The sequence below is a fragment of the Brevibacterium rongguiense genome (genome assembly GCF_009857845.1).
GTDB classification, from domain to species: domain Bacteria; phylum Actinomycetota; class Actinomycetes; order Actinomycetales; family Brevibacteriaceae; genus Brevibacterium; species Brevibacterium rongguiense.
In genome coordinates this window covers 35,890-57,721 of sequence record NZ_WWEQ01000005.1, presented here as the reverse complement: position 1 = coordinate 57,721, position 21,832 = coordinate 35,890, and the positions used below count along the sequence as shown (strand labels likewise).

General features: G+C 72.9%; 17 protein-coding genes. 11 read left to right on the top strand and 6 right to left on the bottom strand.

Going from position 1 to position 21,832, the window contains the following annotated elements; translation table 11 throughout:
* Positions 1–13 precede the first annotated feature (13 nt).
* Positions 14–466: a hypothetical protein gene (locus tag GSY69_RS02120; RefSeq protein ID WP_160952248.1), complete on the bottom strand. Its 453-nt coding sequence runs from the start codon at positions 464–466 to the stop codon at positions 14–16.
* A complete protein-coding gene (gene trhO, locus GSY69_RS02115) occupies positions 463–1,416 on the bottom strand; it encodes an oxygen-dependent tRNA uridine(34) hydroxylase TrhO (RefSeq protein ID WP_160952247.1) in 954 nt (317 codons plus the stop codon). Before trhO ends, GSY69_RS02120 begins: the two co-directional genes overlap by 4 nt.
* 42 nt (positions 1,417–1,458) lie before the next feature.
* Here trhO and GSY69_RS02110 point away from each other — a divergent pair, with 42 nt between their 5' ends.
* Genes GSY69_RS02110 through purL form a run of 3 tightly spaced genes read left to right on the top strand, consistent with a single transcriptional unit; the run spans position 1,459 to position 5,921 of the window.
* A complete protein-coding gene (locus GSY69_RS02110; RefSeq protein WP_160952246.1) occupies positions 1,459–2,238 on the top strand; it encodes a thioesterase family protein in 780 nt (259 codons plus the stop codon).
* A 55-nt stretch (positions 2,239–2,293) separates the two neighbouring features.
* A complete protein-coding gene (bioB, locus tag GSY69_RS02105; protein WP_160952245.1) occupies positions 2,294–3,538 on the top strand; it encodes a biotin synthase BioB in 1,245 nt (414 codons plus the stop codon).
* Positions 3,539–3,590: 52 nt separating this feature from the next.
* Positions 3,591–5,921, top strand: a complete 2,331-nt coding sequence (gene purL / locus GSY69_RS02100) for a phosphoribosylformylglycinamidine synthase subunit PurL (RefSeq protein WP_160952244.1) — start codon at positions 3,591–3,593, stop codon at positions 5,919–5,921.
* A 6-nt stretch (positions 5,922–5,927) separates the two neighbouring features.
* On the opposite strand, the gene GSY69_RS02095 is transcribed toward purL, so the two are convergent.
* Entirely contained in the window at positions 5,928–6,524 is a 597-nt protein-coding gene (locus tag GSY69_RS02095; protein ID WP_160952243.1) for a TetR/AcrR family transcriptional regulator, read from the bottom strand.
* A gap of 90 nt (positions 6,525–6,614) precedes the next feature.
* Here GSY69_RS02095 and GSY69_RS02090 point away from each other — a divergent pair, with 90 nt between their 5' ends.
* Complete coding sequence (locus GSY69_RS02090; protein WP_160952242.1) at positions 6,615–7,832, top strand: ABC transporter permease; 1,218 nt, start codon at positions 6,615–6,617, stop codon at positions 7,830–7,832.
* A 15-nt stretch (positions 7,833–7,847) separates the two neighbouring features.
* Here the strand turns inward: GSY69_RS02090 and GSY69_RS02085 are convergent, their stop codons facing one another.
* Positions 7,848–8,525, bottom strand: coding sequence for a FadR/GntR family transcriptional regulator (locus GSY69_RS02085; RefSeq protein ID WP_160952241.1), 678 nt, complete (start codon positions 8,523–8,525; stop codon positions 7,848–7,850).
* A 252-nt stretch (positions 8,526–8,777) separates the two neighbouring features.
* Between GSY69_RS02085 and GSY69_RS02080 the strand changes: the two genes are divergently transcribed.
* From GSY69_RS02080 to GSY69_RS02070, 3 genes are all read left to right on the top strand, one after another.
* Positions 8,778–10,580 (top strand): FAD-dependent oxidoreductase, encoded by a 1,803-nt coding sequence (locus GSY69_RS02080; RefSeq protein WP_328698722.1) that lies wholly within the window; start codon positions 8,778–8,780, stop codon positions 10,578–10,580.
* 115 nt (positions 10,581–10,695) lie between these two features.
* Positions 10,696–11,895 (top strand): cobalamin-independent methionine synthase II family protein, encoded by a 1,200-nt coding sequence (locus tag GSY69_RS02075; protein WP_160952240.1) that lies wholly within the window; start codon positions 10,696–10,698, stop codon positions 11,893–11,895.
* The gene (locus GSY69_RS02070) at positions 11,895–12,683 is read left to right on the top strand and encodes a putative hydro-lyase (RefSeq protein WP_160952239.1); all 789 of its coding nucleotides are present in this window, start codon (positions 11,895–11,897) and stop codon (positions 12,681–12,683) included. Before GSY69_RS02075 ends, GSY69_RS02070 begins: the two co-directional genes overlap by 1 nt.
* Positions 12,684–12,723: 40 nt before the next feature.
* Here the strand turns inward: GSY69_RS02070 and GSY69_RS02065 are convergent, their stop codons facing one another.
* The gene (locus GSY69_RS02065) at positions 12,724–13,086 is read right to left on the bottom strand and encodes an SdpI family protein (protein ID WP_160952238.1); all 363 of its coding nucleotides are present in this window, start codon (positions 13,084–13,086) and stop codon (positions 12,724–12,726) included.
* On the bottom strand, positions 13,079–15,352 hold the full coding sequence (locus GSY69_RS02060; protein ID WP_160952237.1) for a S9 family peptidase: 2,274 nt from the start codon (positions 15,350–15,352) through the stop codon (positions 13,079–13,081). Before GSY69_RS02060 ends, GSY69_RS02065 begins: the two co-directional genes overlap by 8 nt.
* Before the next feature lie 289 nt (positions 15,353–15,641).
* Here GSY69_RS02060 and GSY69_RS02055 point away from each other — a divergent pair, with 289 nt between their 5' ends.
* The 4 genes from GSY69_RS02055 (at position 15,642) to GSY69_RS02040 (ending at position 21,290) form a co-directional block, all read left to right on the top strand.
* Complete coding sequence (locus tag GSY69_RS02055) at positions 15,642–17,816, top strand: MMPL family transporter (RefSeq protein ID WP_328698721.1); 2,175 nt, start codon at positions 15,642–15,644, stop codon at positions 17,814–17,816.
* A gap of 98 nt (positions 17,817–17,914) precedes the next feature.
* Complete coding sequence (locus tag GSY69_RS02050; protein ID WP_160952236.1) at positions 17,915–18,964, top strand: tripartite tricarboxylate transporter substrate binding protein; 1,050 nt, start codon at positions 17,915–17,917, stop codon at positions 18,962–18,964.
* Positions 18,961–19,767 carry a tripartite tricarboxylate transporter TctB family protein gene (locus GSY69_RS02045; protein WP_328698720.1) on the top strand — a complete coding sequence of 269 codons (807 nt, stop codon included), beginning with the start codon at positions 18,961–18,963 and terminating at the stop codon, positions 19,765–19,767. Before GSY69_RS02050 ends, GSY69_RS02045 begins: the two co-directional genes overlap by 4 nt.
* Positions 19,767–21,290, top strand: a complete 1,524-nt coding sequence (locus GSY69_RS02040; RefSeq protein WP_160952235.1) for a tripartite tricarboxylate transporter permease — start codon at positions 19,767–19,769, stop codon at positions 21,288–21,290. Before GSY69_RS02045 ends, GSY69_RS02040 begins: the two co-directional genes overlap by 1 nt.
* Positions 21,291–21,832 lie beyond the last annotated feature (542 nt).

Below are 21,832 nucleotides of genomic sequence, written 5' to 3'. Positions count from 1 at the left end.
CCCACCCTCCGGCTCAGCGCCGGTGGCGGGCCTGCACGACGGCGAGCACGCGCTGCGCCTCGGCGGCCGCGGCGGGGTCGGTGACGAAGACCGCCTCCTCCTCGCGGCCGGGGGCGTAGTGGACGGGGCGCAGCGTGCCCTCCTGGAAATCACGGCGCTCGAGCACGGACAGGTACCGCTCCACCCGGCTGGTGAACTGCCGCCCGTCCTCCGTCTCCACCCGCACGTCGAAGCGGTAGAGGTGCGGCGCGCCGCCGCCGGGCGGGCCGCTGCCGTAGGTCCACAGGGTGCGGTGGATGCCCTCGATGAGGCCCACCCCGATCGGGGCTCCCGCCAGCGCCGCCTCGCGGTCCCGGATGGCGCGGTGGTAGCCGATCGCCCTCGTGACCGTGACGACGACGAGCGCCATTGCCGCGAGGAAGAGGATCCCCGCGCCGACGAAGAGTGCGATGATTCCCGGGCTCATGAGGGGCTCCGTTCGGCGGTGAGCGGTTCTGCGGTGGGCGGTCGGGGTGCGAGCGGGGCGGCGGCACGAGGTGCGGCGGTGCACTGCCCGCACTCCCGCAGGCGGCCGGCAGCGGTGCACGCGGGGCAGCGCAGGAACATCCGGCGGCAGGCGGGATCGGAGCAGTTGGCGTAGTCCGCGGTGGGCTCCCCGCACGCACCGCACCGCCCCAGGGAGTGGGCGCCGGGGGCGAATTCCACGTGCATCCGGCGGTCGAAGACGTAGAGCGAGCCGTCCCACAGGCCGTCTGAGCCGAACGCCTCGCCGTAGCGCACGATCCCGCCGTCGAGCTGGTAGACCTCGGCGAAGCCGCGCCGGCGCATGAGCGCGCTGAGCACCTCGCAGCGCACCCCGCCGGTGCAGTACGTGATGACCGGGCGGTCCTTGAGGTGGTCGAAGGCCCCGGCGTCGAGCTCGGCGAGCAGGTCGCGCGTCGTCTCCGCCCGCGGGACCACCGCCCCGCGGAAGCGGCCGATCCGTGCCTCCATCGTGTTGCGCCCGTCGAACATCACGGCGTCCGGCCGCTCGGCCAGCAGCCCCGCGAGGTCCTCGGGCGCCACGCGCCGGCCGCCGCCGACCACCCCGTGCTCGTCCACGCGCACCTCGTCCGGGGCGCCGAACGTCACGAGCTCGGGCCGGACCCGCACGCTCAGGCGCGGGAAGTCGTCCCCCGCGCCGTCGGAGAGCTTGTAGTCCGCGTCCGCGAAGGCCGGGTACTGCCGGGTCTGCTTGACGTAGGCCTTGACCGCGGCGACGTCGCCGCCCACCGTCGCGTTGATGCCGTGGGCGGCGACGATGATGCGCCCGCCGAGCCCCAGCGAGGAGGCGAGCGCGCGCTGCCACAGGCGCACCGCCTCGGGGTCCGGCAGCGGCGCGAACGCGTAGAAGAGGACGATCTTCGGCACCGACATGCGCCCCAGTCTAGAGGCGGGCCTTCCGTAGGATGGGGGCCCATGAGCGTCTACTTCGAGCGCGTGGGCCGCGCGGCCTACCGCCCCACCGAGCACGTCTCCGGGGCGTGGGACCCGCGCGAGCAGCACATCTCCCCCGCCGTCGGCCTCCTCGTCCACCTCGTGGAGAGCGATCGCGACTCGCGGCGCTCCGACGGCCTGCAGATCGGCCGGATCTCCTGCGACATCCTCGGCACGGTGCCCATGGACACGATGAGCTACCAGCTCTCGGTGCTGCGCCCCGGGCGCACGATCGAGCTCGTCGAGGCCAAGCTGCTCTACGGCGGCAGGACGATCGTCATCGCCCGGATGTGGCTCATGCAGGCCGGGGACACCGCGGCGCTGGCCGCGAGCCCGCTGCCGGAGGTTCCGGGGCCGGACGAGCTGCCGGAGTGGTCGGGCAGCGAGGTCTGGCCCGGGGGCTTCATCGCCTCGACGCGGTCCCGGCGCGCGCAGCGCGAGCCCGGGCGGGCGATGACGTGGCTGCGCACGGACGTGGGCCTCGTCGACGACGCCGAGGCCACCCGGCTCGCCCAGGCCGCGGCGCTCTTCGACGGCGCCAACGGGCTCACGGTGCGCGCGGATCCGGCGCGGGTGATGTTCCCCAACGTCGACCTCACCGCCCACCTGTTCCGCACCCCGGGCGAGGGGTGGCTCGGCTATGACACCTCGGTGTCCTTCGGCCCCACGGGCCTGGGGCTCACGCACACCGTCCTGCACGACGAGCAGGGCCCGGTGGGGGCGCTCGAGCAGTGCCTGACGGTGCGGCCGCTGGCCGGGTGAGCCGGGTCGGCGCGCCCGACTTGCACCGCCCTGAACAGTGTTCAATACTTGAACGATGTTCAGTGCCTTTGCCGATGACGCCATTGCCGGCCGCCCCTTGCCCCGCGAGGCCGCCCTCGCACTCCTGCGCACCCCGGACCACCAGCTCCTCGACCTCGTGGCCGCGGCGGGGCGCGTGCGCCGCCGCTTCTTCGCCAACCTCGTGAAGGTCAACTACCTCATCAACCTCAAGTCCGGACTGTGCCCCGAGGACTGCGGCTACTGCTCCCAGCGCCTGGGCTCCACGACGGACATCCTCAAGTACTCGTGGCTCAAGCCCGACGAGGTCGTCGGGCAGGCCGGGGCCGGAATCGGCGGCGGCGCCTCCCGGGTGTGCCTCGTCGCCTCGGGGCGCGGGCCCTCCCACCGCGACATCGGGCGCGTGGCCGGCTTCACCGAGCGGCTCAAGGAGGCCCACCCCGGCGTCGAGGTGTGCGCCTGCCTGGGCTTCCTCAAGGACGGGCAGGCCGATGCCCTGCGCAAGGCGGGCGTCGACGCCTACAACCACAACCTCAACACCGCCGAGTCGCGCTATGAGGACATCTGCTCGACCCACACGTACGCCGACCGGGCGGACACGGTGGCCCGCGCCCGCGACGCCGGCCTGTCCCCCTGCTCCGGCCTCATCGTGGGCATGGGCGAGACGGACGAGCAGCTCGTCGAGGCCGTCGAGGCGCTGCGCGAGATCGGCTCCGACTCGATCCCCGTGAACTTCCTCATCCCGTTCGAGGGCACCCCGCTCGGGCACATCCGCGACCTCGACCCGCGCCGCAGCCTGCGGATCCTCGCGGTCGTGCGCCTCATGTGCCCCGACCGCGAGCTGCGCATGGCCGGCGGGCGCGAGATGCACCTGCGCACGCTCCAGCCGCTGGCCCTCCACGTCGTCAACTCCCTGTTCCTGGGCGACTACCTCACGAGCGAGGGCCAGGCCGCGCGCGCGGACATCGAGATGATCGTCGACGGCGGCTTCGAGATCCTCGGCCAGGACGCCCAGGCGCTCCTCGCCGCGCTGCCGGACGGCCCCGAGCCCGGCGTCGGCGCGGAGCCCGGCACTGACCCAGTGCACGGCCCCGGCACGGCCGCCGAGGCGCCCCTCAGCGCGGACATCCCCGCGCCGGCGGGCGCCGCCGGGTCCCCGTGCTGCGGTGCGGGCGGGGACCACGGAGCGGGCGCGGCGGCCCGCCCCACGACGAGCGGGCGCATCGAGCTGCCGGCGATCCGGCGCCGGGGAGCGGGGACGAGCGCCGCACCCAACGCCTGAGCGGCGCGGCTAGACTGAGCGCGGATCAGTTCGAGAAAGGACGCCGCCTCCCATGACGAGCCCCCAGCCCGCCGCCCCGCCCGCCGACGACAAGCAGGTCAAGGAGACCGTCGAGTACGCGGCGGCCCACCCGGACGTCGAGCAGCCCTACGCGGAGCTGGGCCTCAAGGCCGATGAGTACGCCCGGATCAAGGAGATCCTGGGCCGGCGGCCCACCTCGGCAGAGCTCGCGATGTACTCCGTCATGTGGTCCGAGCACTGCTCGTACAAGTCCTCGAAGGTCCACCTGCGCAAGTTCGGCGACTTCGTCACGCCGGAGATGACGGAGAACCTGCTCGTGGGCATGGGCGAGAACGCCGGCGTCGTCGACATCGGCGGCGGCTGGGCGGTGACGTTCAAGGTCGAATCGCACAACCACCCCTCCTACGTCGAGCCCTATCAGGGCGCCGCGACCGGCGTGGGCGGCATCGTGCGCGACATCATCTCGATGGGCGCCCGGCCCGTGGCCGTCATGGACCAGCTGCGCTTCGGGGCGATCGACAGCCCGGACACCGCCCGCGTCGCCCACGGCGTCGTGGCGGGCGTGGGCGGCTACGGCAACTGCCTGGGCCTGCCCAACATCGGCGGCGAGGTCGTCTTCGATGCGGTCTACCAGGGCAACCCGCTCGTCAACGCGCTGGCCGTGGGCGTCATGCGCCACGAGGACATCCGCCTGGCCAACGCGAAGGGCGCCGGCAACAAGGTCGTGCTGTTCGGCGCGCGCACGGGCGGCGACGGGATCGGCGGCGCCTCGATCCTCGCCTCGGAGTCCTTCGACGACACGAAGCCGGCCAAGCGGCCCGCCGTCCAGGTGGGCGACCCGTTCGCGGAGAAGGTGCTCATCGAGTGCTGCCTCGAGCTCTTCGCCGCGGATGCGGTCGAGGGCATCCAGGACCTCGGGGCGGCCGGCATCTCCTGCGCCACCTCGGAGCTCGCCGCCAACGGCGACGGCGGCATGCGCATCGCGCTCGACGACGTGCTGCTGCGCGACCCCACGCTCACGCCGGAGGAGATCCTCATGAGTGAGTCACAGGAGCGGATGATGGCGGTCGTGCGCCCCGACAAGCTCGCGGAGTTCCTCGCGATCACGCAGCGCTGGGAGGTCGAGACTAGCGTGCTGGGCGAGGTCACGGACACCGGCCGGCTCATCATCGACTGGCACGGCGACGTCATCGTCGACGTGCCACCGGAGACGGTCGCGGTCAGCGGCCCCGTCTACGAGCGGCCCTTCGAGCGCCCGTCCTGGACGGAGGCCGTGGCCGCGGACACCGTGGCAGCAGCCGGCCTGGCCCGCCCGGAGGACGGGCCAGCCCTCGGGGAGACCCTCCTGACGCTGCTCGGCTCGCCCAACCTCGCGTCGAAGGAGTGGGTGACGAACCAGTACGACCGCTACGTGCAGGGCAACACCGCCCTGGCCTTCCCGGATGACGCCGGGGTCATCCGCATCGACGAGGCCACGGGGCTGGGCATCGCGATCTCCACCGACGCCAACGGCCGCTACGGCTACCTCGACCCCGCCCGCGGTGCGCAGCTCGCGCTCGCCGAGGCCTACCGCAACGTCGCCGCGACCGGGGCGCGGCCGCTGGCCGTCACCGACTGCCTGAACTTCGGCTCGCCGGAGGACCCGGAGATCATGTGGCAGTTCGCGCAGGCCGTCGAGGGCCTGGCACGCGGCTGCCAGGACCTGGGCGTGCCCGTGACCGGCGGCAACGTCTCGCTGTACAACCAGACCGGCGGGGTGGCCATCCACCCGACACCGGTGGTGGGGGTGCTGGGCGTGCTCGACGACGTCGCCCGCCGCACCCCGTCGGGCTGGCGCGAGTCCGGGCTGACGATCTACCTGCTCGGCACCACCCGCGCGGAGGTCGACGGCTCCGCCTGGGCCGGGGTGGTCCACGACCACCTGGGCGGTGTGCCCCCGCGCTTCGACCCCGAGGCCGAGGCGACACTGGCGGACATCCTCATCAACGCCTCGCGCGACGGGATGGTCGATGCCGCCCACGACCTGTCCGAGGGCGGCCTGGCGATCGCGCTTGCCGAGGCGTGCATGCGCTTCGGCACGGGTGCGCGGGTGTGGCTCGACGAGCTGTGCGAGCGCGACGGCATCGACGCGTTCACCGCCCTGTTCTCCGAGTCCAGCGCCAGGGCGATCGTCGCGGTGCCGCGCTCGGAGGAGATCCGCTTCACCGATATGTGCACCGCCCGCGGCTTCGCCCACCAGCGCATCGGCATGACCGACGCGGGCGAGTCCGAGCCGGTGCTCGACGTCACGGGCAGCTTCGCACTGCCCGTCGCCCGGCTGCGCGAGGTCCACGCCGCGACGCTGCCGCGCCACTTCGGCTGAGCCCGCTCAGAGCCCGTCGAGCAGGGCCGCGATCGACGCGCGGCAGCGGGCGGCCGCAGTGCCGCCCAGGATCGTGGTCTGCACGAGGCACCCCTGCATGAGCGCCATGACGGCGGGGGCCAGCACGACGGCCCGTGCGGCCGCGGCCTCCTCGCCCAGCCCCGCACCGCGGGCGAACCACGCGCGCAGGTAGTCCTCGAAGCGCGCGCTGATCTCCGCGAAGATCTCCCGGGCGAGCCCGGCGAATTCCGGGTCGTAGGCCGCCTCGCCCCACACCTGGAGCGCCAGGCCGGCCGTCTCGTCCTCCCCGAGGATCCGCGCGACGAGGCGGGGGATGACCACTGCGGGGGGCTCCGGATCCGCCGCCTCGCTCATCTCCACGAGCTCGCGCAGCCGCCCCTCCATGACGCGCCGCCCCGCATCGACGGCGAGCTCGCCCTTGCCCGAGTAGTAGACGTACACGGCCCCGGCGGACAGCCCCGCCTCCTTGACGATGTCGGACATCGAGGCCCCGGCGAAGCCGCTGCGCGCAATGCAGGCGAGCGCGGCGTCCTGGATGCGCCGCCGCATCGCCGCCCGGTGCTCCTCTGTGACCTTCGGCACTCTGCCTCCCATACGAACGCTCATTCTTGACACGGAACGACCCCATCATAACAATGAACGAGTATTCGTTTTCAATCGGAGGTTTCCCCCATGCCCGAAATCCCCGCGCCGGAGCGCCGCCCCGCGCCCGTCGAATCCCCCGCCGGCTCCACCGCCTCGCACGACGTGCCCGCAACCTCGCGCCTGCACCCCGTCATGTGGCTGCGCGCCATCGGCATCGCCGTCGTCGCCGCCGCGATCGTCAGCCTCGTCCTGCTCGCCTTCAGCTGGCCGACGGTCACCGCAGAGGCGAAGAACCTCCCGGTCGCCGTCGTGGGATCGCAGAAGCAGATCGACCAGCTCGAGGACAGCGCCCCCGACGGACTCCTCGACGTCCGCGAGGCCGACAGCCGCGCCGCCGCGGTCGACCAGATCCGCCACCGCGACGTCTACGGCGCGGTCATCATAAGCGGGGACAGCCCGGAGATCCTCACCGCCAGCGCGGGCTCGCCGGCCGTCGCCCAGCAGCTGAAGACCATGGGCACGCAGATGCAGCTGAAGATCGACGCACAGGCCCTGGAGGGCATGCAGTCGGCCCTGGGCAAGATGCAGAAGGCCATGCAGTCCGCCCAGTCGGGCGCCGGGCAGGGCTCGCAGTCCTCGTCCTCACAGTCCTCGGATTCGAAGTCCTCCACGTCGAAGTCGGCGGCCAAGCAGGAGGTCCCGAACATCACGGTGACGGACATCGTGCCGCTCAACGACAACGATCCGAACGGCTCCGGCCTGGCGATCGCCGGCCTGCCGCTGACGATCGGCGGCATCGTGGGCGGCGTGCTCATCAGCACCCTGGTCCACAGCCGCCGGATGCGCGTCGTGGCCGTCATCGCCTACGGCGCCGTGGGCGGCCTCGCGCTCGCAGGCATCCTCCAGGGGTGGTTCGGCATCCTCCAGGGCTCCTTCGGACTCAACATGCTCGCCGCCGGCCTCGCGATCGCCTCCACGGCTGCGATCGTCAACGGCTTCGTCTCGCTCATCGGCCCGGCGGGCATCGCGCTGGGCGCCCTGCTCACGATGTTCGTGGGCAATCCCATCTCCTCGCTGTCCCAGCCCAAGGAGTTCCTCGCCTGGCACTGGGGTGAGATCGGGCAGTACTTCGTCCCCGGCGCAGCGGGCACCCTGCTGCGCGACCTGTCCTACTTCCCCGACGCACCGCTCGGCCAGGCCTGGTGGACGCTCATCGCATGGACGCTGGCAGGCCTCGTGCTCATCGTCGTGGGGCACCTGATCGCCAAGGCCAAGGAGCGCGGCGCCCACCGCGGCCGGCACTGAGGGGGCGGCGGCCGGCTACCGGTCGCCGCCCGCTCCACCGGAGACGCGGTGGACCTCGGTCAGGCGCAGCGCCTCGGCGCGCTCGCGGGACTCGATCGCGGCGACGAGGTCCGCGTGCACGCCCAGGCGCCGGCGCACATACGGGGCCAGGGGCTCCTCCGGGGCCGGGAGGACAGCCGTCGTGTGCTCCTCGACGATGTCGAGGAGGCTGAGGTAGATCGAGCGCAGCAGCGCGTTCGGGCTCAGCTCCGCGATGCGGCGGTGGAGCTCCCAGTTCGCGCGCACGAACTCCTCCGGGTCCGCCACCGCGGCCTCCATCCGGGCCAGCGCGGCCCGCAGCTCCGCATAGCCCGCGGGCGTGCCGTGCGCGACGGCGTCCTCGACGAGCAGGGGGTCGAGGGCGTCGCGGATCCGCACGGCCTCGCCCACGTCCGCGGCGGCCGCATCGAGGGCGAGCAGCGAATTGCCCAACCGGGCGACCGGGGTGGGCGCACCCGCGAAGAGACCACCGCCGGGCCCTGGGCGCAGCTCGACGGCACCGCTGGCGCGCAGCAGGCGCAGGGCCTCGGCAAACGTCCCCTTGGACACGCCGGCCCGCGCCTGCAGCTCGTCCTTCGTGCCGAGCCGCTGGCCGGGCTCGGCGCCCGCGAGGACACCCCTGAGCGCCTCGACCGCGTCGTCGATCCGCGACATCCGGTCCTCCTTCGTCGAGCCTCGGCTTCGTCGTCAAGCCCCCGCGCCTGCGCCGAGACCCGGCCCCACGGTAGTTGAACTGTTGACAACAGGGGGTGCGGGGCGCAGACTGCTATTCATCATAATCAATCATGATGAATAGCAGTCATGGTGAACAGCGGAGCAATGCACCCGCTCGGCACCGCAGTCTCGCAGCATCGCCGCTTCACGGCACCGCCATTTCGCAGCACCGCCACTCAAAGGAGAGCAACGGTGAACACGACAGCAGCGCACACCCCCTATGACGTCGATGTCCTCGTCGTGGGCGCCGGCCCGGCCGGCCTCACCCTGGCGAACCTGCTCGCCCGCGAGGGGGTGGACGCGCTGACGATCACCAAGTACCCATCGACCGCCCACTCCCCGCGCGCCCACATCACGAACCAGCGGGCCATGGAGGTCTACCGCGACCTGGGCCTCGAGGCTGCCGTGCGGGCCGTGGCCACGGACAACTCGTACCTGCGCAACAACGTGTGGGCCACGAGCTTCGCCGGCCGCGAGATCGCGTGCCTCGAGACCTGGGGCGCCGGCGTCGAGCGCAGCTCCGACTACGAGGCCGCGAGCCCCACCGCCATGTGCAACGTCCCCCAGCACCGCCTCGAGCCCGTCCTGCTCGACGGGGCGCTGGCCGCCGGCGCCCAGGTGCGCTTCGACACCGAGCTCATCGCCGTCGCCCAGGACGAGGCGGGTGTGACGGCGAGGGTTCGCGACCGCCGGACGGGGGCCGAGTCCGCCCTGCGCGCCCGCTACGCCGTGGGAGCGGACGGCGCGCGCAGCCGCGTCGCGAAGCAGCTGGGCTTCTCCTTCACCGGGGAGACGGACCTGGGGGCGGCGCTCAACATCTGGCTCGAGGCCGATCTCACGCAGTACTGCGAGCACCGCCGCGGCACGCTGTACTGGATGGCGCAGCCGGGCAATGACTACTGGGTGGGCTCCGGCACGTGGATCAACGTCACGCCGTTCACCGAGTGGGTCCTCCTCGTCATGTACGACCCGGCCGAGGAGCCGGACATGTCCGAGGAGGCGCTCATCGAGCGCGCCCGCCTGACGATCGGCGATCCGGACGTGGAGATCACCATCAAGAGCGCCTCGAAGTGGTCGATCAACCACCTCGTCGCCGATGACTACCGGCGCGGGCGGGCGTTCCTCGCCGGGGATGCCGCGCACCGCCATCCGCCGGCCAACGGCCTGGGCACGAACACCTCCGCGCAGGATGCGTTCAACCTGGCCTGGAAGCTCGCCGCCGTGCTGCGCGGGCAGGCCGGCGACGCGCTGCTCGACACCTACTCCGCCGAGCGCCAGCCCGTGGGCCGCCACGTCGTCGACCGCGCCCTCAAGAGCGTGGAGGACATGGCCGGGATCTCGCGCGCGCTCGGCTTCGAGCCGGGTCAGAGCGCCGAGGAGGGCTGGGCCGCGCTCGACGCGCTGTTCGGCCCCGGCGAGGCCGCGCGGGCCCGCCGGGACGAGTTCAACACGGCGATCGAGCTGCAGAACCACCAGTTCAACGCGCTCGGCACGGAGATGGACGTCCGTTACGCCTCCACCGCCGTGCTCGCGGACCCGGCCGACGAGGCTCCCGAACGCCCGGCCGACCGCGACCCCAACCTCCACTTCGAGCCCAGCGCCCGCCCCGGGGCCATGCTCCCGCATGCGCGCATCGAGCGCGAGCGCCGGGCCCAGTCGAGCATCGACGTCGTGGGCCACGGCCGCTTCGCCCTCGTCACCGGCATCGACGATGCCGCCTGGCGCCAGGCCGTCGACGAGTTCAATGCGCAGGCCGCCGCCGCGGGCCGCCCGGGACTCGAGCTCGTCCAGATCGCGCAGGGCGGCCAATGGCACGACGTCTTCGCCGAGTGGGACCGGCTGCGCTCGGTGGGCGACGCAGGGGCCCTCCTCGTGCGCCCCGACCGCGTCATCGCAGCGCGGTTCCCCGCCGCCGCCGATGCGGCCGAGGCGCGCGCCCGGCTGGGTGCGGCACTCGACGCCATCCTCGGCACCGCGCGCCTCGCGCCCGCCTGAGCCCGGGCGCCGTGCAGCCCGCGGCCGTATGACCCCGGACGTCAGCGGCCCTGGGCAGGCGGTGGCGGGCCTGGTAGACATGAGCCAGACCCGCCACGCCTACGAAGGAGCACGCATGAGCACCCAGATCCGCACCTCGCACGCGGGATCCCTGCCCCGCAGCGAGGCCCTCATCGCCGCGAACCGCGCCAAGCGGGAGGAGGGCCGGGCACCGGCGGACTTCGGCGAGCTGCTGCGCGGCAGCGTCGTGGAGATCGTCGCCCGGCAGCGCGAGCTGGGCCTCAGCGAGCCCAACGACGGCGAGTACGGGCACACGATGGCCTCGCCGCTGAACTTCGGGGCCTGGTGGCACTACTCGTTCGAGCGCACGGGCGGCCTCGAGCTCGCCGAGGGCGGCCTCTACAACGCCACCCCCGCCCCGGCGGCGGCCGGCGGGCTGGAGCTCACGAGCTTCGAGCAGCGCCGCGACCGCCAGGCCTTCCCCGGCGCCTACCGCGACGAGGCGGAGGCCATCCATCCGCGCCACAACATCGCCTTCCCCACCATCGTCGGCCCGCTGACCTACACCGGCCAAGAGGCCGTGGCCGCGGACATCGCGGACCTCAAGGCCGGCCTCGCAGCGGCGGGCTACGAGGAGTCCCGCGGGTTCCTCAACTCACTCGCCCCGGGCTCGGCCGCGCGGATCGGCAACAGCCACTACGCCACCGACGAGGAGGTCGTGTGGGCGTGGGCGGACGTGCTGCGCGAGGAATACCTCGCCATCACCGAGGCGGGGCTCATCGTGCAGATCGACGACCCGTCCATCGCGGAGAGCTGGGACCAGATCAGCCCCGAGCCCAGCTACGCCGACTACCGCGCCTACATCCAGGTGCGCATCGACGCCCTCAACCACGCGCTGCGCGGGATCGACCCGCAGCGGGTGCGGTTCCACACGTGCTGGGGCTCGTGGCACGGCCCGCACACGACGGACATCCCGTTCGCCGAGATCGTCGACCAGGTCCTCTCCGTCAACGCGGCCGGGCTGACGTTCGAGGGCGCCAACGCCCGCCACGAGCACGAGTGGCGGATCTGGGAGGACACGGCCCTGCCGGACGGGAAGTACCTGATCCCCGGCATCGTCTCGCACGCGACGAACGTCGTCGAGCACCCGGAGCTCGTCGCCGAGCGCATCGAGCGCTACGCCCGGCTCGTGGGCCCCGAGCGCGTCGTGGCCTCGACGGACTGCGGACTGGGCGGGCGCATCCACCCGGAGATCGCGTTCGCCAAGCTCGCCTCCCTCGTCGAGGGCGCCCGCCTGGCCAGCGCGCGGTTCTGATGGCCACCGCGCCGGGCGACCTGTCCCCCGCCGAGGCGCGCGCGGAGTTCCGCGCCGGGCTCGCCGTGCCCACGGCGGGGTGGTCGGCCGGCCACGCGCACGCCAACCTCCTCATCGTGCCGCGCGAGCTCGCGTTCGACGTGCTGCTCTTCGCCCAGCGCAACCCCAAGCCGTGCCCCGTGCTCGGCGTGCTCGACGCGGGCGAGACGACGGGTCCCCTGCTGGCCGGCGGCGACATCCGCACCGATGTGCCCCGCTACACCGTCTACCGCGACGGGGAGAAGACGGCCGAGCCCACGGACCTGCACGCGGTGTGGCGCGATGACCTCGTCACGTTCATCATCGGCTGCTCGTTCACGTTCGAGGCGCCGCTCCTGGCCGCCGGCATCCCGATCGCGCACATCGAGCAGGGCGTCAACGTGCCGATGTACCGGACGAACCGCCGGTGCGCGCCCGCCGGCCGGCTGGGCGGCCCGCTCGTCGTGTCGATGCGGCCCATCGCGCCGGACCGGGTGGCCGATGCCGTGCGCATCACCTCGCGCTACCCCGCCGTCCACGGCGCCCCGGTGCACGTGGGCGACCCGGCGGGACTGGGCATCGCGGACCTCGGAGCCCCGGACTTCGGGGACCCCGTGGCGATCCCGGCCGGCCACATCCCCGTGTTCTGGGCGTGCGGCGTGACCCCGCAGGCGGCGGTCATGGAGTCCCGCCCGGAGCTCGCACTGGGCCATGCGCCCGGCCACATGCTCATCACGGATGCCCGCGACGCGGACTACGCCGTACCCTGACCGCCCAGGGCGCCGGGCACGCGCTGCGGCACCCTGGGGCTCAGCGCACGTCCTTGGCGGCGAGCTGGGCGAACACGGCGGCGAAGAGCACCAGGAAGACCGCGCTCGCCAGGCCCACGAGGCCCACGGTGAGCGCCGCGGCCGGACCCGCGAGGATCCAGCCCACGACGCCGAGCACGGCGCAGCCGCCCGCCGTCCACGGCATGTAGCGCACGTAGAGCATGGCGGCCTCGTGCCCGCGCCGCCACGCCTCGGGCGAGGCCCGCGTGGCGGGCGTGCGGATGCCGAGGAAGCCGTTGGGGCCCAGCTGCCCGCGCGCGGCACGGCGCGTCGTGACGTAGCAGAGCGCGGCCACCCCCGCCTGCGCGACGAGCACCACCGCGGCCGCGATTGCGTCATCCACGCGGCACCGCCTCCGGCCGGTCAGCGCCTGATCCGCCGTGGCCTGGCCGCCCCACCCCGCCCACACCGAGCACGTCGAGGATCCACGCGTACTCGAAGGCGCGCTCGCGCCAGGCGTCGTAGCGCCCGGAGACGCCCCCGTGGCCGGCGACCATCTCCGTCTTCAGCAGCGCATCCGCTCCCACCTCGCGCAGCCGCGCAACCCACTTGGCGGGCTCGACATAGAGCACCCGGGTGTCGTTGAGCGAGGTCAGGGCCAGGATCTTCGGATAGGGGTGCTCGCCGACGTTCTCGTAGGGCGAGTAGGAGCGCATGTACGCGTAGACCTCGGGGTCGTGGAGCGGATCGCCCCACTCGTCCCACTCGATGACCGTGAGCGGCAGCTCCGGCATGAGGATCGAGGTGAGCGCGTCGACGAACGGCACGCCCGCGCTGATGCCGGCGAACCGGTCGTAGCCCATGTTCGCGACCGCACCCATGAGCAGCCCGCCCGCCGAGCGGCCGGTCGCCACGAGGCGCGCCGGCTCGGTGAGGCCCGCGGCGATGAGGTGGTCCGCGGCGGCGATGAAGTCGGTGAACGTGTTCTGCTTCGCCACCGTCTTGCCCTCGTCGTACCACCGGCGGCCCAGTTCGCCGCCGCCGCGCACGTGGGCGATGGCATAGACGACGCCGCGGTCGAGCAGCGAGAGCCGCGGGACGGAGAAGAACGGATCGACGCTCGTCTCATAGGACCCGTAGCCGTAGAGGAGGACGGGCGCCGGGGCGGCGCCGTCCGCCCAGCCGGCGGGCACGGCATCGCGGCACCAGACGAGCGAGATGGGCACCTGCGTGCCATCGGCCGCGGTGGCCCAGCGCAGCGCCTGCTCGTAGGCCGCCGTGTCCACCCCGCCCAGCACCTCCTGGCGCTTGAGCACGGTGCGCTCGCCCGTGGCGACGTCGAGGTCGAAGACGGTCGCCGGCGTCACGAGCGAGCCGTAGGCCAGGCGCAGGGTGGGCTGCGCCCACTCCGGGTTCGCCCCGAGCTCCAGGGTGCCGATCGGCTCGTCGACCTCCACCTCGTCCAAGGGCCCGTAGGGGCCGGCCTCCGCCGCCGAGGCGCCCGCCGGGCGGGCGAGCGCATCCTGGGCGGGCGCATCCTGGGCGAGCGGGATGAGGCCCACGCGGGCGAAGCCGCCGCTGCGGTAGCTCAGCGCCAGGAAGCCCTCGAATGCGTCAACGCCCTCGATGCGCTTGCCCTCGGCGGTGCCGATCACGGGCCGCTCGGGGCCCGTGGGATCGGCGACCGCGACGTCGAGGACGTCGAAGTCGACGCGGTCGCGGTTCGTCGTGATGAGGAAGCGGTCCTCACCCGCGACGACCACGTGCTCGACCGCGTAGTCGACGCCCTCGGCGCGCGGCCAGACAGGCTGCGGCTGCGCCTGGGGGTCCGCGGCGTCGACGAACCACCAACCGGAGGTGACCTTCGACTCGGTCACGAAGAAGACGAACCGCTCGGAGCGGGAGAGGAACATGCCCACGAAGTAGCGCTCGTCGGGCTCGTGGAAGACGCGCACGTCCTCACTCGCCGGGGTGCCCACCCGGTGGCGCCACACGGTGTCCGGGCGCCAGGCGGCATCGACGGTCGTGTAGAAGACGAACTCGCCGCTGCGGTCGAACTCGGCGCCGCCGAACGTGTCGGGGATGGCATCGGGGAGGTCCTCGCCGGTGCGCAGATCGCGCACGCGCAACAGGTAGCGCTCGTCGCCCGTGGTGTCCGCCGCCCACGCCAGACGGGCTCCGTCCGAGCTCAGCGAGAACGAGCCCAGGGAGAAGAACTCGTGGCCCGCGGCCTCGGCGTTGAGATCGAGGACCACCTCCTCGCCCTCCAGCGTCTGCCCGTCGCACAGGGCCGGCGGCGTCCAGTCGCCGGGGACCGCCGGGATGCGGCACTGGACGGGGTAGTCCTTGCCCTCGAACGTGCGCGCGAAGTGCCAGTGGCCGCCGCGGCGCACGGGCACGGACATGTCCGTCTCCTTCGTGCGCGCGCGGATCTCGTCGAACACGTCCTCGCGCAGCGCCGCGAGGTGGGCGGTGCGCGCGGCGGTGTAGTCGTTCTCCGCTGCGAGGTGGTCGAGCAGCTCCTGCGAGTCCTTCTCCCGCATCCACTCGTAGTCGTCGCGGAAGGCATGCCCGTGGTGCTCGCGGACCTGCGGGTGCTTGGCCGCGATCGGTGCCTGCGGTGACTCCGGTGCCTGCGGGGCGGATTCCGTGCGCGCGTCGTCAGTCATGGCACCCACCCTACGCAACGGCGCCGGGTGCCCGCGGCCGCGGGAGCGGGCCCCTTAGCCTGGCCTCACCTCGGCGGCCGGGAGCCGATATGCTGGCCGGGATGAAGACGCGCCTGCTGACCGCCCGGCCCCCGCCGCGCCGGCCCAGAACTCCGAGCCCACCGCCCCGCGCAGCACCGCGCCCGCGCAGGACCCGGCCGCGCGCACCGCCCCGCCCACGCGCCGCGCGCGCGGGCTCATCTGGACGCTGACCGCCGTCTTCATCCTGGGCTGGCTGGCCGTCTCCGGCGTGGGCGGGCCGTACTTCGGCAGGATCGGCGAGGTCTCCACCAACGACCAGAGCTCGTTCCTGCCCCGCTCGGCGGAGTCGACGCGCGCCTCGGACTGGGTGGAGCGCTTCAGCGACAGCTCCGGGCCCCCCGCCATCATCGTCGCCGAGCGGCCCAGCACGAGCTCCCCCAGCGATGCGCGCGCCGCCGACGCGCTCGAGGAGATCACCGAGCGCGCCCAGGACGCCGGGATCGTCGACGAGGCATCGCCCCCGGTGCCGTCCGACGACGAGCGCGCCTACGAGGTCATCGCCCCCATCGTCTCCGAGGATGCCGGCGAGGGGGTCGAGACCCTGCGCGCCATCATCGCCGACGCGGATGTGGAGGGGATGACGGTCCAGGTCACCGGGCCCGCCGCGTTCACCGCGGACCTCGTCGAGGCCTTCCAGGGCATCGACGGCCTCCTGCTGCTCGTGGCCGTGGGCGCGGTCTTCGCGATCCTCGTGGTCGTCTACCGCTCCCCGCTCCTGCCGATCGTCGTGCTCCTCACCTCCGTCTCCGCACTGTCCGCCGCGATCTTCGTCATCTGGCACCTGGCCAGCGCCGGCGTGCTGCCCATCAACGGGCAGGTCCAGGGCATCCTCTTCATCCTCGTCGTGGGCGCCACGACGGACTACTCCCTGCTCTACGTGGCCCGCTTCCGCGACGCGCTCGCGGTGCCGGGCGTGGGCCGCGCACGGGCCACGCTCACCGCGCTGCGCGGCGCGTGGGAGCCGATCCTCGCCAGCGGCGGCACCGTCATCGCCGGCCTGCTGTGCCTCCTGACCTCGGATCTGTCCTCGACGCGCGCCCTGGGGCCGGTGGCCGCAATCGGGCTGGTCATCGCGATCGCGGCCGCGCTCACGTTCCTGCCGGCCATGCTCGCGCTCCTGGGCCGCGCGGCGTTCTTCCCATTCGCACCCAAGCCCGGCCGGGGCACGGCCGCCCTCGGCGTCGATCCCGCGGTCGATCCGGGCTCCCGGGCCCAGCGCGTCGAGGGCCGGGGGCTGTGGGCCTCGATCGCCCGCCTCGTCGCGGCCCACCCGCGGCGGGTGTGGCTGGGCGCGCTCATCATCCTCATCATCCCCGCGCTGTGGGCGCCGCGGTTCTCCGCCGACGGGGTGTCCCAGGCCGACCTCGTGCTGGGGCAGTCGCAGACCCGCGACGGCCAGGCGACGCTCGAGAAGCACTTCCCCGGGGGCTCGGGCTCCCCGCTCCAGATCGTCGTGGACGCCGCTGAGCAGCGCCCGGTCGCCCGCGCCCTCCAGCGCCTGGACACGGTCGAGTCGCTCACGGTGACCTCGGCGGAGATGAAGTCCGGCTCGGCCTCCTTCGAATCCGACGGCCGGCTCACGAAGGTCCCCGAGCAGGCCACCGACCGCACGCCCACCGCGACCGCGTCGGACGCGGGCCCGGGGGCGCGCCGCGGGCCGCCGAAGACCGTCACCCCGAAGCCCACGACGGCGGAGGGCAGGGTGCTGCTCCAGGCTACGCTCGCCCAGGACCCCAACAGCCCGGAGGCGTGGGATTCGGTGGCCCAGGTGCGCGACGTCGTCCACGCCGAGGACCCCGATGCGCTCGTGGGCGGGCCGAGCGCCGTGGCGCTGGACTCCAACGACACGGCCGAGCGCGATCGCACCATCGCCATCCCGCTCATCCTCGCGGTCATCACGCTCATCCTCATGCTGCTGCTGCGCTCCGTGCTGGCGCCCGTGCTCCTCGTGGGGCTGACGGTCGTGAGCTTCGCGACCGCGCTGGGCACCTCCGCGCTCGTGTTCCAGCACGTGCTCGGGCTGCCCGATGCGGACCCGTCCGTGCCCCTCTACGCGTTCGTCTTCCTCGTGGCGCTCGGCATCGACTACAACATCTTCCTCATGTCGCGGGTGCGGGAGGAGGCCGTGCGGGTGGGCACCCGCCCCGGTGTGCTGCTGGGGCTCATGCGCACGGGCGGGGTCATCACGTCGGCGGGGATCGTGCTGGCGGCGACGTTCGCCGCGCTGGCCGTGCTGCCCATCATGTTCCTCGTCCAGCTCGCCTTCATCGTGGCCTTCGGCGTGCTGCTCGACGCGATCCTCGTCCGCTCGTTCCTGGTCCCGGGCCTCTTCTACGACATCGGCCGGGCCAGCTGGTGGCCGTTCGCGCGGCGCATCCGCTGACGCGAACCCCCGCGCGGGCCCCGGCGGGGGGCTAGAGTGGGCCCCACCGCGCACGGGCTCCGCGCGCGGTCCCGCAGCAGACTGGATGTGGATCGACGATGACCGACACTCAGCACACCCCGCCCGGTGAGCCCGCGCGCCCGCAGCCGGAGGGCGGCGGGATCACGCGCCGCCGCCTGGGCGCCTTTGCGTTCGGCGCCCTCGCCGTGGCGTCGGTGGGCACGGCGACGGGCTTCTCCATCAGCTCCGGCACGAAGTCCGGCGATCTGTCCGCCAACCTCACGATGATCGCGCCCGCCGGGGCCGGCGGCGGCTGGGACGGCTTCGTCCGCGAGACCCAGCAGGCCATGCGCCTGGCGGGCGTGACGAACAACGCCCAGGTGGTCAACATCCCGGGCGCCGGCGGCACGATCGGGCTGGGCCGGTTCTCCACGATGGACGGGCAGGCGGACACCATCCTCGCCACCGGCACCGCGATGACGGGCGGCATCGTGCTCAACAAGTCCCCCGTCGGCTTCGACGACGTCGCCCTGCTGGCCCGCGTGGCGGAGGACTACGACGTCCTCATCGCACCCGCGGACTCCCCCATCAAGGACCTCGACGGGCTCATCTCCGAGTGGAAGAAGGACCCGGAGCGCTTCACGTGGACGGGCGGCTCCGCGGGGTCCGTGGACCACCTGACGATCGCGCAGCTGGCCAAGGCCAACGACATCGACCCCGCGGCCTTCACCTACATTCCCAAGGCCGGCGGCGGCGAGGCGATCGCGACCCTGCTCTCGCACACCTCGGACTTCGCCTGCACCGGCTACAACGAGGTCTCCGACCAGGTGGAGGCCGGGCGCGTGAAGGCGCTGGCCATCGCGGCGCCCCAGCGGCTCGAGGGCATCGACATCCCCACCATGACCGAGCTCGGCAGCAAGGTGGACCTGACGAACTGGCGCGGCTACCTGGGCGCCCCCGGCATCACGGACGAGCAGGCGGGGCAGCTCATCGACATCCTCCGGCGCACCCGCGATTCGGCGCAGTGGCAGGACGCGCTGGCGCGCAACGAGTGGACGGACGTGTGGCTCACGGGGCCCGCGCTCGCTGACTTCATCCGGGACGACCAGAAGCAGGTCAGCGAACTCATCGGGGAGCTAAGACTGTGAGCGAGCACGACGAGACCGCGGGCAGCACCAGCGCGGGCAGGGCGAGCGCGCGCACAGGCGCGGGCGCTGGCGCGGATGCCGCTCGCACCTCGGGTGCGGGTGCGGAGCCCGCCCACACCTCGGGTGCGGCGCCCGCCCCCGTGCGCTGGGGCCAGGGCACCTGGTGGGAGGGCCGCTCGAACCTCCTGGTGCCGCTCATCATGGCGGCGTTCTCGACCTACCTCCTCGTCGGCATCCTCGTGATGCCCACCGTGGAGGACGCGGACCCGCCTGGCCCGCGCTTCTTCCCCGCCATCATCATGGTGGCCGGCTACGTGCTCGCCGTGCTCCTCGCGATCGCCTGCATCCGCCATCCCGAGCCGGTCGAGGAGACGTTCCCCGAGCCGGACGCGGACGAGCTCAAGGCCCGCGAGGCCGCCGAGGAGGAGGGCGCCTTCACCTCCCCCCTCACCACCGCGCTGGCCTCCTCGCAGCTCAACGCGCACCCGGAGGAGGGCGAGGCGGGCGGCTCCCACGGCCAGGTGAGGGTGCGCCGCTCGGCCGACCTGCGCCACCGCACGCACTCGGACTTCGCGGCGCTGGGCTGGGCGGCCGGCGGTTTCGCGGCCTTCGCCGCGCTCATCGTGCCGATGGGCTGGATCATCGCCGCGGCCATCCTGTTCTGGTGCGTGTGCCGCTCGATGGGCTCGCGGCGTCCGCTCTTCGACCTGGTGCTCGCGCTGACGTTCGCCTCGCTCGTCTACCTGGGCTTCGATGTGGCGCTGGGGCTCAACCTGCCGTCCGGCATCCTGGGAGGCCTGTGATGCAGTCCGTCCACCTGCTCATCGAGGGCTTCGGCCACGCGCTCACGCCCATCAACCTGCTCTGGGTGGTCATCGGCTGCCTGCTCGGCACCGCCGTGGGCGTACTGCCGGGACTGGGCTCGTCCATGGCGGTCGCCCTCCTCCTGCCGCTGACCTTCGCCCTCGATCCCACCGGGGCGTTCATCATGTTCGCCGGCGTGTACTTCGGCGGGCTGTTCGGCGATTCGACGATGGCGATCCTCATGAACACGCCGGGACAGTCCTCGGCGATCGCCTCGACGTTCGAGGGCCACAAGATGGCCCTGAGCGGGCGCGCCCCGCAGGCGCTCGCCACCGCTGCGATCGGCGCGTTCATCGGCGGCATCGTCTCCTGCGTGGTCGTCGTCTTCCTGGCCCCGCAGCTGGCGGACCTCTCCGCGAGCTTCGGGCCCGCCGAGTACTTCGCGCTGGCGCTGTTCGCCTTCGCCGCCACCTCGTCCGTCGTGGCCGACTCGGTGCTCAAGGGGCTCGCCGCGCTGGTGCTGGGCATCGGGATCTCCGTCATCGGGATCGACTCCGTCTCCGGCACGGAGCGCTTCACGTTCGGCGTGCCGGAGCTGTTCGACGGCGTCTCGCTCGTCACCGTGACGGTGGCCGTCCTGGCGCTCGGCGAGGTGCTCTTCACCGCCTCGCGCATCCGGCGCCAGCGCAACGACGCGACCGTCCGCTCGTCCGGCCGGCCGTTCCTCTCCCGCGCGGAGCTCAAGGAGGCCGCGCCCGCCTGGTTCCGCGGCACCGCGATCGGGCTGCCGTTCGGCGTCATCCCGGTGGGCGGCGCGGACGTGCCGACGTTCATGGCCTACGGGCTCGAGCGGCGCCTGGACCGCCGGCGCAAGGACCCGCAGTTCGGCCACGGCGCCATCCGCGGGCTCGCAGCCCCCGAGGCCGCCGGCAACGCGACGACGGGCACCGCGATGGGCGCGCTGCTGGCACTGGGCCTGCCCATCTCATCGACCGCCGCGATCATGCTCGCCGCGTTCCGGCAGTACGGGCTGCAGCCGGGGCCGCTGCTGTTCGACCGCGCCCCGGAGCTCGTGTGGGGCCTGCTCGCCTCGTTCTTCATCGCGATGGTGGTGCTGCTCATCCTCAACCTGCCGTTCGCGCCGCTGTGGGCGAAGCTCCTCCTCATCCCCGAGCCCTACCTGTACGCGGGCATCGCGGTGTTCTGCGGGCTGGGCATCTACGCGACCTCGTCGTCCGTGTTCGACCTCTTCATGCTGCTGGGCATCGGCATCCTGGGCTTCGTGCTGCGCCGCTACGGGGTGCCGTTGGCGCCGCTCATGATCGGCATGGTCCTGGGACCGCTCGCGGAGACGAACATGCGCGACGCGCTGCTGTCCTCCGACGGCGACTACGCCGTCTTCTTCCAGTCGCCGATCGCGATCGTCCTCTACATCGTGCTGCTGGGCGCGCTCGCCTACACCGGCTGGGGCCGCCTGCGCGCGCGGAGGAACGAGCGGGCGGAGGCCGAGGCGTCGGCGTGAGCCGTGGTGCGAGGGCGTCGGCGTGAGCCGAGGCGCGGGCGTGTGCGCGGGGGCGTCGGCGTGAGCGCGGGGGCGTGAGCGCGGGTCCGGGTTGTCGTGGACAATCGCCGGGTCTGGCCCGGTGCTGGGTGAGGCGCTGGGCACGGCGCTACGGCTGAGTAGCCGAAGTGCTGGGCAGGGTAATCCGGCCGCTCGGCAGTGATCGGCGGCGGGTGCCATGATCGGCGCATCATGACGGCAGAACGTCGCCGAGGAGCGAGAGACATACCTCAGTGCGACGGGGCCGGTGGTGAGGCCCTTTGGACCCAAGCTGCGAGGCACTGTGAAAGCCGTGCAGTGGAAGAGGCGCCGCCACCGGGTGCGCCCAAAGCCACTCACGAGTGCCCACGAGAAGCGCACCGACGATCCGTCTGCTCGTCCGCAGCTCTGGTCGGTTCAGCCCCGTCCGCATGCACCGACGAAACACTCCCACATGGAAAACTTCTCGATCCACAGGCTTCTAACGCGTTGCGATTGGCTTTGTGTTCGATTAGTATTCGTAT